A 12749-nucleotide genomic window follows, 5' to 3' on the forward strand; every position below is an offset into this window, starting at 1 on the left:
TTTTCACCACATCCACCCGCCCGGACCAAAGTGATCAAATCCCCCATAGGGGACACTGTTCGCATGACCGACCTCACCCCGTTACTGGCGTTCCGGTGGAGCCCCCGAGCATTCGACCCGTACGCCGAACTGACCCGAGCCGAGGCGGCGACGCTGCTGGAGGCGGCCCGCTGGGCACCCTCGATCGACAACGGGCAGCCGTGGCGGTTCGCGGTCGGTCACCGCGACGACGACACCTTCAAACGAATCCTGGTCAACCTGCCGCCCGGCGAACAGCGCTGGGCCGGACGGGCCAGTCTGCTGCTGCTCGTCGCACACCCCCGCACCGGACACCCGATGGCCGCGTACGACCTGGGTCAGGCGGTGGCCCACCTCACCGTGCAGGCGACCGCGCTCGGCCTATACGTCCGCCAACTCACCGACCTGGATCGGGCGGGCCTGGCGACCGACCTCGACCTGGCCGACGACCTGCGACCGTACGTGGTGGTCGCGGTCGGGAAGTTGGGTGATCCGCTGAGCCTGCCGGCCGACCTGGTGCCCGACGAAACGGGTCTGCGCCACCGCCGACCGCTCGGCGAAATGGTCCTGACCTGCGACGATGCGCCTCGGTGACCAACAGATGCGAATTGCGTCTCATATTGCGGACGCACCTTCCCACTCTCATCCCCATCACGTAGGGTGACTCTGTCATGTGGCAGGCGAGCCTTCTCCTTGGTCGCCGCGACGAGGCCTGACGGCCGGCACCTCGTCGCGGAGTCGAACCGCGCCGCCAGCACTGCCCCGGATCCTTCCCTCTCGGCACCGCTGCCGACAGCCACTGCTGACGTCACATGACCCAGGAGACTTTCGCCATGGCTCACCAAGCCAGCACCACCGACATCGATCCCATCGCCCGGCAGCGTCCCAGCGGGATGCCGTACCGCCGTTACGAGCCGTACCGGCAGCAGTTCCGGATCGACCTGCCCGACCGCACCTGGCCCACCCGGCACGTCGAGGCCGCCCCCCGCTGGTGCGCGGTCGACCTGCGCGACGGCAACCAGGCTCTGATCGACCCGATGTCGCCGGAGCGCAAGCGCCGGATGTTCCAACTGCTGGTCCAGATGGGCTACAAGGAGATCGAGGTCGGCTTCCCGTCGGCCAGCCAGACCGACTACGACTTCGTCCGGCAGCTGATCGAGCAGGATCTGATCCCCGAGGACGTGACGATCCAGGTGCTGACCCAGTGCCGGGAGCACCTGATCGACCGGACCTTCGAATCCCTGCGCGGCGCGCGCCGGGCGATCGTGCACTTCTACAACTCCACCTCCACGCTCCAGCGGCGGGTGGTCTTCGGGCTGGACCGCGACGGCATCGCCGACATCGCCACCACCGGCGCCCGGCTCTGCCAGAAGTACGCCGAGATCCACACCCCGGACACCGACATCCACTACGAGTACTCGCCCGAGTCGTACACCGGCACGGAGCTGGAGTACGCGCTGGAGGTCTGCGCGAAGGTCATCGAGGTGATCGACCCGACGCCGGACCACAAGCTGATCATCAACCTGCCGGCCACCGTCGAGATGGCCATGCCGAACGTGTACGCCGACTCGATCGAGTGGATGCACCGGCACCTGCCCCGCCGCGACAGCCTGGTGCTCAGCCTGCACCCGCACAACGACCGGGGCACCGGGGTCGCCGCCGCCGAGCTGGGCCTGCTGGCCGGGGCGGACCGGATCGAGGGCTGCCTGTTCGGCAACGGCGAGCGCACCGGCAACGTCGACCTGGTCACGCTGGGCCTGAACCTGTTCTCCCAGGGCATCGACCCGATGATCGACTTCTCCGACATCGACGAGGTCAAGCGGGCCGTCGAGTACTGCAACCAGTTGCCCGTGCACGAGCGGCACCCGTACGCCGGTGACCTGGTCTACACCGCCTTCTCCGGCTCCCACCAGGACGCCATCAACAAGGGCTTCGCCGCGCTGAACGCCGACGCGGCGGCGGCCGGCGTACCTGTCGACGAGTTCACCTGGGCGGTGCCCTACCTGCCGATCGACCCGAAGGATCTGGGCCGCAGCTACGAGGCGGTCATCCGGGTCAACTCGCAGTCCGGCAAGGGCGGCGTCGCGTACATCATGAAGACCGAGCACCAGCTGGACCTGCCCCGCCGGCTCCAGATCGAGTTCTCCGGCGTGGTGCAGCAGGTCACCGACCACGACGGTGGCGAGGTCGCCCCGGAGACCATGTGGCAGATCTTCGCCGCGCAGTACCTGCTCGACCACCAGAGCGACCCGAGAGTGACCCTGACCGAGTACGCCATCGGCACCGCCGACGGCAAGGTCGAGATCACCGCGCAGGTCGACGTCGCCGGGAAGCCCCAGGCGCTGACCGCGATCGGCAACGGCCCGATCGACGCGTACGTCAACGCGCTGGCCTCGACCGGAGTGGCGGTACGGGTGCTCGACTACCACGAGCACGCGCTCTCCTCCGGCGGCGACGCGCAGGCCGCGGCGTACGTCGAGTGTGAGGTCGACGGTCGTACGGTCTGGGGCGTCGGCATGGACGCCAACATCGTCACCGCCTCCATCAAGGCGGTCACCAGCGCCGTCAACCGCGCCCACCGCTGAGGTCCAGGGGGAGGGCCGCCGAGCCCTCCCCTACCCCTCGCGGGGTGGACGGTGCACGAACACCGCGGCGATGGCCGCCCCGGCCAGCAGCAGCCCGGCGCACCAGAGCAGGGCCCCTCGATAGGCTGCGGTCAGTTCGGTCGGCTGCGCGTACCCGGTGCCGGAGAGCCCGACCAGCAGCGGCAGGGCGGCGACCGCGAGCAGCCCGCCCACCCGGGACGCGGCGTTGTTGAAGCCGCTGGCCACCCCGGCGAACCGGTCGGCGACCGCGGCCAGGACCGACGCGGTCAGCGGCGCCACCACCATGGTCAACCCGAGCCCGAACACCGCCACTCCGGGCAGCACCTGCCGCCAGTAGGACGCGCCCGGACCGACCTCGCGCAGCAGCAGCAGACCGACAGCGGCCAGCGCCGGCCCCACGGTCAGCAGCAGCCGTGGTCCGATCTTCGCCGACAGCGCACCCGCCACCGGTGAGCCGACCAGCAGCAGCAGGGTCATCGGCACCAGCGCCAGCCCGGTCACGAACGCCGACCAGCCGACCACGTTCTGCAGGTAGACGGCGATGAAGAAGGTGAACCCGCCGAGCGCGGCGTAGACCAGCACGGTGAAGACGTTCAGCACCGAGAACAGCCGGCTGCCGAACAGCCCGGTCGGCAGCATCGCCGTCTCGCCGCGTCGCCGCTCCACCAGCACGAACGCCACCGCGGCGAGCACCGCGACCACGGCCGCCCCGGCCACCGGCGGCGACTGCAGGCCCCGACCCGGCGCGTCGACCAGGGCGTACGTGACACCGGCCAGCGCGACCGCACCCAGCAGCGCACCGGCGACGTCGAAGCGTCGGCCCCGCTCGCCGGTCCCACGGGTCCGCGAGGTGCACTCGTCCCGGCTCTCCGGCACCCAGCGCAGGGCGGCCAGCACCACCAGCACCGCCAACGGCACGTTCAGGAAGAAGATCCACCGCCAGGAGAGGGCGTCGATCAGCCAGCCGCCGAGGAGCGGGCCGAGTGCCGTGGAGACCCCCGACAGGCCCGACCAGACGCCGATCGCCTTCGCCCGTTCGTCGGGGTGGAAGCTGGCCTGCAGCAACGACAGCGAGCCGGGTGTCAGCAGGGCCGCGCCGGCCCCTTGCAGCAGGCGGGCGGCGATCAGCCAGTCGGTCCGCAGGGCCAGACCGCAGAGCACCGATGCGCCGGTGAACCACAGGACGCCGAGCAGGAAGACCCGTCGCCTGCCGAAGCGGTCGCCGAGCGCGCCTCCGAGCAGGACGAACGCGGCCAGGGTCAGCAGGTACCCGTTGACCGTCCACTGTAGGCCGGAGACCGAGGCGTCGAGGTCGGCGCCGAGCCTGGGCAGAGCCACGTTGACCACGGTGGTGTCCAGAAAGGCCATGCCGGAGGCGAGTACGGCGGCGGCGAGGGTGCCCCGGCCGGCTGCCGTACTCATCCGTAGGGCGGGTGCTGATTCAGGCATGCCTACCAATCTGCCGTGCACCATCTGCCAGACACTACGAAACGCCAAAACACCGTACGGGTACTGTGCGGGATCGGCGAATACCCGCAAGCTGGAGAGGTGTCGTCTGTGCGTACCAGATCAGGACCCCGCGCCCTGGGGGCGCTCGCGCTCGTCGCGGCGCTGACCCTCGGCGCGGCCGGGTGTGTTCCGCTCGACGAGGTGCCGGACACCTCGTCGAGCAGCGGCGGTGGCACCGCCAACCAGATGCTCTCCGAGCTGACCGTCGCCGAGGCCAACCCGATGCGCGGCTACAGCCGCAAGCGTTTCCCGCACTGGCGTAAGACCGGCCAGAACTGCGACGTCCGCGACACGGTGCTGGAGCGCGATGGCAAGGGCATCCAGCGCTCCGGCTGCAACGTCGTCGGCGGCCAGTGGGAGAGCGTGTACGACGGCCGCAGCTTCACCGATCCCCTGCAGGTCGACATCGACCACATGGTTCCGCTGGCCAACGCCTGGCGTTCCGGAGCCGACGAGTGGGACGACACCAAGCGGGGCGATTTCGCAAACGATCTGGACCGGCCGCAGCTTTTCGCGGTTTCCGCCTCTTCCAACCGGGCAAAGGGTGACCAGGATCCGTCCCAGTGGAAGCCGCCAAGCCAGTCATATTGGTGCCAATACGCCCACGACTGGGTGGCGGTCAAGCACCACTGGCAGCTGACGGTGACCAGTGCCGAGAAGGCCGCACTGACCGACATGTTGGAGGGCTGCACATGGGAGAGCAAGCCGTAACCGGAGCGGCCGACGACCCGACGTCCGAGCGTACGCCGGACGCCGACGCAGCGGAGGCGGCGGCGACCGGCGGCCCGGGCCCGACCACGGCCGGGATGACCGCCGACGGCGCTGCCGCGAGCGAGGTCGAGGTGCCGGGCGCGGGCATGATCGCCGACGCCGGGGGCGCGAGCGGCCCGCAGAGCCGCACGACGGACATCGTGCCCGGGCCGGGCGGGGTGATGACCGACGAGGTCGGCGTGGTCACCGGTGAGCTGACCCTGCGCACCGAGTTCGCCGACGGCCAGGTCACGCTGCACGTCCAGTACAAGGACGCGGACGAGTGGTACGTGGTCAGCGGCGGCAAGGCCCCGCTGGACGACGCCGCCGGGCTGGACGCCGTGCACAGCATCGCGGTCGGCCTGCTGAACCGTCCCGAGGGCTGAGCCCGTCCCGGACGCTCAGCCTGCCCGAGCGCCGAGCCCGCCCGGGCCCGCTGGAGCGTGCCAGCGCAGGGCCGCAGACGTTAGAAAGGGCCCCTTCCTATACGCCAGGCGTTAGGAAGGGGCCCTTCCTTACACGAAGGAGCCGGGTTCGGTGGGAGCGGAGACGGTGCCGGGCTCCTCGCCCTCACCCGCCGGCCGGACGATCTCCACGCTCACCTTGTGCGGACGCAGCTCACCGCTGGCGATCCGCTCCGCGAAGTGGCAGGCGACCCGACTCTCGCCGATCTCCCGCAGCACGGGACGCTCGTCCGCACAGCGGGTCGGCTGGGCCCAGGGGCACCGGGTGTGGAAGCGGCAGCCCGCCGGCGGATTGGCAGGTGAGGGCAGGTCACCGGCGAGCAGGATGCGCTCGCGCCGGTCCTCGACGTCGGGGTCCGGCACCGGCACCGCCGACATCAACGCCCGGGTGTACGGGTGCAGCGGCTCGGTGTAGAGCCGGTCACCGGGCGCCTCCTCCACAAGCGCGCCCAGGTACATCACGCCGACCGTGTCGGAGATGTGCCGGACCACCGCCAGGTCGTGTGCGATCACCAAATAGGTCAGGCCGAGGCTGTCCTGCAACTCGTCGAGCAGGTTGACCACCTGTGCCTGGATCGACACGTCAAGCGCGGAGACCGGCTCGTCGGCGACGATCAGCTCCGGCCCCAGCACCAGGGCACGGGCGATGCCGATGCGCTGCCGCTGCCCGCCGGAGAACTCGTGCGGGTAGCGGGACAGGGCCCAGCGGGGCAACCCGACCTTGTCCAGCGTCTCCGAGATGATCTTCCGGCGTTCCTCCCGGTTGCCGCCGATGCCGTGCGTCTGCAGACCCTCGGTCAAGATCGATTCGATGTTCTGCCGGGGGTCCAGGCTGGACATCGGATCCTGGAAGATCATCTGCATCCGCTTGCGCATGGCGCGCAGCTTGTTCGGGGCGAGGGTGGTCAGCTCGACACCGTCGAAGCTGACCTGACCGGCGGTCGGCGGATTGAGCTGGAGCAGCGCCCGCCCGAGGGTGGACTTGCCGCAACCCGACTCGCCGACCAGCCCGTAGGTCTTGCCCCGAGCGATGCGCAGGTCGACGCCGTCGACCGCCTTGACGTAGCCGACCGTCCGGTCGAACAGCACTCCCCGCTTGATCGGGAAGTGCACCTTCAGGTCCCGTACCTCGACGAGGATGTCGCTGTCGGTCATGGCTTCTCCTCCTCGCGCGGCGCCGGCACCTGGCCACCGGCCGAGGCCGCCTCGCCGGTAGCCGCTGAATCGGCCGATGCCGCCGGGTCGACGGGTGCCGCTGCCGGGGTCGCGCCCGCCGGCGGAGCCGGGTTGACGCAACGGTAGCTGCGGCCGTCGTGCGCCGTCACCAGCTCCGGCGGCTGACCCACACAGGCATCCACCCGCCGGGTGCAGCGCGGGGCGAAGGCACAACCCTCCGCCCAGGGCAGCAGATCCCGTACCGAGCCCGGGATGGGGGTGAGCCGCTCGCCACGTCCGGCGTCCAGACGCGGCACCGACCCGAGCAACCCCACGGTGTACGGGTGCCTGGGCTCGCGGAACAGCGGACGGCGTCGGGCGGTCTCCACCACCCGGCCGCCGTACAGGACGTTGATCGTGTCGCACATGCCGGCCACCACACCGAGATCGTGGGTGATCATCACCAGCGCGGTGCCGGAGTCGCGGACCAGGTCCTTGAGCAGTTCCAGGATCTGCGCCTGGATGGTGACGTCGAGGGCGGTCGTCGGCTCGTCGGCGATCAGCAGGCGCGGCTGGCAGGCCACCGCCATGGCGATCAGGGCCCGCTGCCGCATCCCACCGGAGAGCTGGTGCGGATATTCCTTCAGTCGCCGCTTCGGATCCGGGATGCCCACCCGGTCCAGCAGTTGAGCGGCTTCCTTCGCCGCCGCGTCACCCTTCATCCCGCGGTGCCGGGTCAGCACCTCGGTGACCTGGAGGCCGATCGGGATGACCGGGTTCAGCGACGACAGCGGGTCCTGGAAGATCATCGCGATGTCCCGACCCCGGATGTCGCGCCGGGACCGGTCGTCGAGCTGGAGCAGGTCGGTGCCGTCGAAGACGGCCTTGCCGCCCACCGTCAGGCCGGGTTGCTTGGGCAGCAGCCCCATGATGGCCAGCGAGGTCACCGACTTGCCGCAGCCGGACTCACCGACCAGGCCGACCACCTCACCGGTGTCGACCGTGAAGGAAACCCCGTCGACGGCGCGTACGGTGCGTTGACCACGCCGGGCGAAGCTGACCGAGAGGTCTTCCACTTCAAGTAGTGCCATTTTTCTACTTCCGCAGCTTCGGGTCGAGGGCCTCACGCATCGCCTCACCGAGCAGGGTGAAGCCCAGCGCGGTGATGATGATGGCGACCGCCGGGTAGATGGCCAGTGCGGGCCGGATGCCGAGCCACGGCTGCGCGTCGGCAAGCATGACGCCCCACTCGGGTACGGAGGAGTCCGGGTTACCGAGGCCGAGGTACGACAGGGCGGCGGCCTCGATGATCGCGGTGGCGAGCGTCAGCGTGGCCTGCACGATGACCGGGGCCAGCGAGTTCGGCAGCACGTGCGCCAGCGCGATCCTCGACTTGCTGACGCCGAGCGAGGTGGACGCCAGCACGTATTCCTTGTTGGACTGGACGATCATCGAGCCGCGCAGCAGCCGGGCGAAGATCGGCACCGAGACCATACCGACGGCGATCATGACGGTGATCAGGCTCGGCCCGAGCAGCGCCGCGATGCTCACCGCGAGCAGCAGGCTGGGCAGCGCCAGCAGCATGTCGATGAAGCGCATCAGGACGGCGTCCACCATGCGGCCCCAGCGGCCACCGAGCCCGGCGGCGGCACCCGCCACACCACCGATCAGCGCGCCGAGCGCCAGACCGATCAGGGTGGCGACCACGCCGACCAGCAGGGTCTGCCGGGCTCCGATGATCATCCGGCTGAACACGTCCCGACCCTGGTGGTCGTAGCCGAGCCAGTGTTCGGAGGAGGGGCCGGGGATGAGGCCCTGCCCCACCTTGACCACACCCTCGCGGATGCCCATCGTGTCCTTCGGTCCGTACGGCACGAAGAACGGCCCGAAGATGGCGACCAGGACGAAGATGGCCAGGATGACCGCGCCGACGATGGCGGCGGGGTTACGTCGCAGCCGACGGAACGCGTCCTGCCAGAGGCTGACCCCGCGCTCGTCCTCCCGGGCGGCCAGTTCGGCGAGCCGGTCGATCTTCTCGCGCTTCTTCCCGCTGATGATCGTCATCGGACCCTCACCCTCGGGTCGATCAGGCTGTACGAGAGGTCCACGATCAGGTTCACCATGACGTAGACCACTGCGATGATCATGATGAAGCCCATCAGTACGGGATAGTCACGGTTACTGATGGACTCGGCGAGGAAGGCCCCGATCCCGCTGAAGGCGAAGACCGTCTCGGTGAGCACCGCGCCGGAGAGCAGTCCGCCGGTGAGCAGACCGATCGAGGTGGCCACCGGCAGCATCGCGTTGCGCAGCACGTGCCGGCGGCGTACGACGTTCTCGGTCAGGCCCTTGGCCTCGGCGGTGCGGACGAAGTCCTCGCCCAGCACTTCGAGCACACTGGCCCGGGTGATCCGGACGATGATCGCCAACGGGATGCTGGCCAGTGCCATGCCCGGCAGGACCAGATGCCAGAGGGCGTCGGCGGCGGCGTCCCATTCCCGGGTCATCAGCCCGTCCAGGACGAAGAAATTGGTGATCCGGGTGGCGCCGAGAATCGGGTCCTGGCGACCGCTCGACGGGAACCAGCCAAGGTTCTCCGAGAAGATCGCCTTGAGCACGTACGCCAGGAAGAAGACCGGGATGCAGATGCCGATCAGCGATCCACCGACGGACGCGTAGTCGAGGAACCGGCCGCGCTTGCGGGCGGCCAGGTAGCCCAGCGGGATGCCGATGCCGATCGCGATCACCATGGCGGTGATGGTCAGCTCGATGGTGCCGGGGAAGCGCTGGAGGAACTCGGTGGTGACCTCGCGCTTGGTGGAGATGGACGTGCCGAGATCGAGGCGGATCATCCGCTTCACGAACCGGCCGTACTGGATCAGGATCGGCTCGTCGAGGCCGAGGTTACGGCGAATGGCGGCCCGCATCTCAGGCGTACCCCGCTCGCCGAGGATGGCGGTCTCAGGGCCGCCCGGCAGCCGCCGGAGCCAGATGAACAACAGAATGGAGAGCCCGAACAGCGTGGGTATCAGCTGTAGCAGGCGTCTGATGATGAACCGGAACACGGCGGCCTCGGAGGGGTGCTGAGGATCGCGGGCGGACGCTGTGGGTAACAGCGCCCGCCCGCGGTCGGTGCTTCAGGTCAGGACTTGAACTCGGCGGTGGAGAACCGCTCGTCGGTGAGCGGGCTCGCCTTGACCCCGGTCACGTCCTTGCCGAACACGATGGCCGGCGGCGAGTGCGAGATCGGCACACCGGGCAGGAAGTTCATGATGTCGGCGTTCAGCTCCTTGTAGAGCGCGACCCGCTCCGCCATGTCGGCGGTGCTGTCAGCCTTCTTGAACTTCTCGAACAGGGCCGGGTTGTTGAAGCCCCACTCGTCCTTCTGCCGGTCGAAGAACGTACCGATGAAGTTGTAGCCGTCGCCGTAGTCGCCGGTCCATCCGAGGAAGTGGATGTCGTGCTTGTCACCGGAGGTGGTGGCGTTGAGGTAGTCCGGGCTCCACTTGAGCGGGATCGCCTCGATCTTGATGCCGACCGCCTGGAGGTCCGCCGAGATCAGCTCGAACAGGTCCTTCGGGTTCGGCATGTACGGCCGGGTGACCTCGGTCGGGTAGTGGAACCGCAGGGTCAGGTCCGACGCACCGGCCTCGGCCAGCAGCGCCTTGGCCTTCTCGGCGTCGTACTCGTACTTGGTGACGTCGCCGTTCCAGCCCTCGACGGTGTCCGGGAAGAAGTTCACCGCGACCTGGGCGCCCGGGGGCAGCTTCGAGTCGACCAGGGCCTGGCGGTTGATCGCGTGCGCGAGCGCCTGCCGGACCTTGAGGTCGGCCAGCTTCGGGTTCCCCTTCTGGTTGATCGCCAGGTAGAGGATGTTGAAGGCCGGGCGAGTCAGGACGTTGAAGCCCTCACCCTTCAGCGGCTCGACGTCGGCCGGGCCGACCAGGTCGTAACCCTGGATGCCGCCGGAACGCAGCTCCTGCTTACGGGCGTTCTCGTCCGAGATGGTCTTGAAGATCAGGGTCTTGAGCTTGGCCTTCTCGCCCCAGTAGTCCTCGTTCCGCTCCAGGGTCAGCGTCTTGTTCGGGACGTCCCAGGCCTTGAACTTGAACGGGCCGGTACCGGTCGGGTGCGCGGTCGCGTACGCCGGGTACTTGATGTCATCCGCGCTACCCGAGATGTTGCTGGCGTCGTACTGCTCCAGCGCCTTGGGGCTGTGGATGGAGAAGGACGGCAGCATCAGGGCGGCCGGGATCTTGCTGGAGACCCGGGTGAAGGCCAGGCTGACCGTGGTCGGGTCGGTGGCGGTGCAGGACTTGAAGAGGCTCTCGCCGAGGGCGGGGTCCTCGTTGGCGGCGTAGCCGCCCATGATGTCCTGCCAGTACGCCGTCACGTCCGGGCTCTGCATCAGGCCCTTGGCGTTGTACCAGCGGTTGAAGTTGTAGCAGACGGCCTCGGCGTTGAACTCCTCGCCGTCGTGGAACTTCACACCGGAGCGCAGCTTGAACGTCCAGGTCGTGCCGGCGGCGTCCGGCTCCCAGGACTCGGCGAGACCGGGACTGACCTTGGTGCCACCGTCTTCCGGGCGGACCAGGGTCTCGAACACCTGACGGGCCACGCGCAGCGACTCACCGTCGCTCGCGAGACTCGGGTCCAGCACCTTCGGGTCTCCGGCAACGCCGAAGACGAGGGTGTCCTTCTTATTACCGCCGGAGCCTTCTTCGCGGTCGCTTTCGGCGCAGCCTGCTACCGCGAGGGCCGCGGCCGCGATGGCCGCGATAGCGACCTTCGGCCTGGATGCACGCATGGTGCTTTCACCTCGTCCTAGGGGGTACGGACAACGTGGTGACAGGGTCACCGCTGGCGGTGACCTTAGCTCCCGTTCGGACTGGCCGGAAACGGCACGGGAAGCTCTTGGTACCGGATCGTGTCCTTAGTGACCGACCGCTGTAACAACCCCTGTCGGACTATCGGACAAACAGCCCGATTATCCCACGCCAATCGATATCATTCTGTTACATCGATCGAACATCCGATCACGACAGTGTCATACGTTCACGGGCCCGCGCGAGCCGTACCCGCCAGCGCGGGCACGGCTCGAACACACCCGCCCGTCGGCCGGCCCAGCGACCCGCCCGGCGGCGGCGCTAGACGGCCCGCCGGCCCTCGAAGGCTCGGCCCAGCGTGATCTCGTCGGCGTACTCCAGGTCACCGCCGACCGGCAGCCCACTGGCCAGCCGGGTCACCGAGATCCCCATCGGCTTGACCATCAACGCGAGGTAGGTGGCGGTCGCCTCGCCCTCGGTGTTCGGATCGGTGGCCAGGATCAACTCACGGACCGCACCACCGCCGAGCCGGGTCATCAACTCCCGGATGCGCAGATTGTCCGGACCGATGCCCTCCAGCGGATTGATCGCCCCACCGAGCACGTGGTAGCGCCCGCGGAACTCACCGGTCCGCTCGATCGCCACGACGTCCTTCGGCTCCTCGACCACGCAGATCACCTCGTCGCTGCGACGCGGGTCGCGGCAGATCCGGCACTGGTCGGACTCGGCGACGTTGTAGCAGTTGGTGCAGAACCGCACCAACTCCTTGACCTTGCGTAACGCGCCCGCCAGCCGATTGACGTCGGCCGGATCCGCGGACAGCACGTAGAAGGCGATCCGCTGGGCGCTCTTCGGACCGACGCCCGGCAGCCGACCCAACTCGTCGATCAGATCCTGGATGGCACCCTCGTACATCTGCGGGCTCAGAACCCGGGCAGGCCGAGGCCGCCCATCCCGCCCGCCACCGGGCCCATCTTCTGCTCGGTCAACTGGCGAGCCGCCTCGCTGGCGTTGTGCAACGCCGCGACGACCAGGTCCTCCAGGGTCTCCACGTCCTCCGGGTCGACCGCCTTCGGATCGATCTTGATGCTCTTGATCTCGCCCGCCCCGGAGACCGTCGCGGTGACCAGACCACCACCGGCGGTGCCGGTGACCTCGGCCTCGGCCAACTCGGCCTGCGCCTTGGCGATCTGCTGCTGCATCTTCTGCGCCTGCTTCAGCATCTGCTGCATGTTCGGCTGTCCACCAGGCCGCACGACGGCTCCCTTGACTCGGCTTACGTAACCACGCCCACCCTAACCGCCCCCACCGACCCCACCCCGCCCCCATGCACCCCCTTCCCGCCCCGCGCCCCGCCCGCGTCGATCTTGCACTTCCGGTCGCCGAATTGCCCAGAATGCGGCCTTTACCCCGGCAAAAAG

12 protein-coding genes are annotated in these 12749 nt (G+C 68.9%); 4 read left to right on the forward strand and 8 right to left on the reverse strand.

The window, feature by feature from the left end:
* Positions 1-63: 63 nt before the first annotated feature.
* The gene (locus EG812_RS10220) at positions 64-612 is read left to right on the forward strand and encodes a nitroreductase family protein (RefSeq protein WP_126711405.1); all 549 of its coding nucleotides are present in this window, start codon (positions 64-66) and stop codon (positions 610-612) included.
* A gap of 218 nt (positions 613-830) precedes the next feature.
* The gene (gene leuA, locus EG812_RS10225; RefSeq protein WP_199743839.1) at positions 831-2603 is read left to right on the forward strand and encodes a 2-isopropylmalate synthase; all 1773 of its coding nucleotides are present in this window, start codon (positions 831-833) and stop codon (positions 2601-2603) included.
* Positions 2604-2633: 30 nt separating this feature from the next.
* On the opposite strand, the gene EG812_RS10230 is transcribed toward leuA, so the two are convergent.
* A complete protein-coding gene (locus EG812_RS10230) occupies positions 2634-4073 on the reverse strand; it encodes an MFS transporter (protein WP_126711407.1) in 1440 nt (479 codons plus the stop codon).
* Positions 4074-4181: 108 nt separating this feature from the next.
* Between EG812_RS10230 and EG812_RS10235 the strand changes: the two genes are divergently transcribed.
* Both EG812_RS10235 and EG812_RS10240 read left to right on the forward strand, forming a co-directional pair.
* The gene (locus EG812_RS10235) at positions 4182-4844 is read left to right on the forward strand and encodes an HNH endonuclease family protein (RefSeq protein WP_013736355.1); all 663 of its coding nucleotides are present in this window, start codon (positions 4182-4184) and stop codon (positions 4842-4844) included.
* The gene (locus EG812_RS10240) at positions 4826-5269 is read left to right on the forward strand and encodes a hypothetical protein (protein ID WP_013736356.1); all 444 of its coding nucleotides are present in this window, start codon (positions 4826-4828) and stop codon (positions 5267-5269) included. The genes EG812_RS10235 and EG812_RS10240 overlap by 19 nt, the downstream gene beginning before the upstream one ends.
* Positions 5270-5398: 129 nt before the next feature.
* Here the strand turns inward: EG812_RS10240 and EG812_RS10245 are convergent, their stop codons facing one another.
* From EG812_RS10245 to EG812_RS10275, 7 genes are all read right to left on the reverse strand, one after another.
* The gene (locus EG812_RS10245) at positions 5399-6502 is read right to left on the reverse strand and encodes an ABC transporter ATP-binding protein (protein ID WP_013736357.1); all 1104 of its coding nucleotides are present in this window, start codon (positions 6500-6502) and stop codon (positions 5399-5401) included.
* Entirely contained in the window at positions 6499-7593 is a 1095-nt protein-coding gene (locus EG812_RS10250; RefSeq protein ID WP_043722242.1) for an ABC transporter ATP-binding protein, read from the reverse strand. The genes EG812_RS10245 and EG812_RS10250 overlap by 4 nt, the downstream gene beginning before the upstream one ends.
* A gap of 4 nt (positions 7594-7597) precedes the next feature.
* Entirely contained in the window at positions 7598-8566 is a 969-nt protein-coding gene (locus EG812_RS10255) for an ABC transporter permease (protein WP_013736359.1), read from the reverse strand.
* Complete coding sequence (locus EG812_RS10260; RefSeq protein ID WP_013736360.1) at positions 8563-9567, reverse strand: ABC transporter permease; 1005 nt, start codon at positions 9565-9567, stop codon at positions 8563-8565. The genes EG812_RS10255 and EG812_RS10260 overlap by 4 nt, the downstream gene beginning before the upstream one ends.
* Before the next feature lie 77 nt (positions 9568-9644).
* A complete protein-coding gene (locus EG812_RS10265; protein ID WP_043722246.1) occupies positions 9645-11309 on the reverse strand; it encodes an ABC transporter substrate-binding protein in 1665 nt (554 codons plus the stop codon).
* A 340-nt stretch (positions 11310-11649) separates the two neighbouring features.
* Positions 11650-12243 carry a recombination mediator RecR gene (gene recR, locus EG812_RS10270; protein WP_013736362.1) on the reverse strand — a complete coding sequence of 198 codons (594 nt, stop codon included), beginning with the start codon at positions 12241-12243 and terminating at the stop codon, positions 11650-11652.
* Between the two features lie 8 nt (positions 12244-12251).
* Complete coding sequence (locus tag EG812_RS10275; RefSeq protein WP_013736363.1) at positions 12252-12560, reverse strand: YbaB/EbfC family nucleoid-associated protein; 309 nt, start codon at positions 12558-12560, stop codon at positions 12252-12254.
* Positions 12561-12749: the final 189 nt, after the last annotated feature.

The sequence above is a fragment of the Verrucosispora sp. FIM060022 genome, assembly GCF_003977705.1.
Taxonomy (GTDB): domain Bacteria; phylum Actinomycetota; class Actinomycetes; order Mycobacteriales; family Micromonosporaceae; genus Micromonospora; species Micromonospora gifhornensis.

Bases quoted from the DNA above. Each gene is read 5' to 3' on its own strand.
- EG812_RS10220 (WP_126711405.1), top strand. From the start codon at position 64: ATGACCGACCTCACCCCGTTACTGGCGTTCCGGTGGAGCCCCCGAGCA.
- leuA (WP_199743839.1), top strand. From the start codon at position 831: ATGACCCAGGAGACTTTCGCCATGGCTCACCAAGCCAGCACCACCGAC.
- EG812_RS10230 (WP_126711407.1), bottom strand. From the start codon at position 4,073: ATGCCTGAATCAGCACCCGCCCTACGGATGAGTACGGCAGCCGGCCGG.
- EG812_RS10240 (WP_013736356.1), top strand. From the start codon at position 4,826: ATGGGAGAGCAAGCCGTAACCGGAGCGGCCGACGACCCGACGTCCGAG.
- EG812_RS10245 (WP_013736357.1), bottom strand. From the start codon at position 6,502: ATGACCGACAGCGACATCCTCGTCGAGGTACGGGACCTGAAGGTGCAC.
- EG812_RS10250 (WP_043722242.1), bottom strand. From the start codon at position 7,593: ATGGCACTACTTGAAGTGGAAGACCTCTCGGTCAGCTTCGCCCGGCGT.
- EG812_RS10255 (WP_013736359.1), bottom strand. From the start codon at position 8,566: ATGACGATCATCAGCGGGAAGAAGCGCGAGAAGATCGACCGGCTCGCC.
- EG812_RS10265 (WP_043722246.1), bottom strand. From the start codon at position 11,309: ATGCGTGCATCCAGGCCGAAGGTCGCTATCGCGGCCATCGCGGCCGCG.
- recR (WP_013736362.1), bottom strand. From the start codon at position 12,243: ATGTACGAGGGTGCCATCCAGGATCTGATCGACGAGTTGGGTCGGCTG.
- EG812_RS10275 (WP_013736363.1), bottom strand. From the start codon at position 12,560: ATGCAGCAGATGCTGAAGCAGGCGCAGAAGATGCAGCAGCAGATCGCC.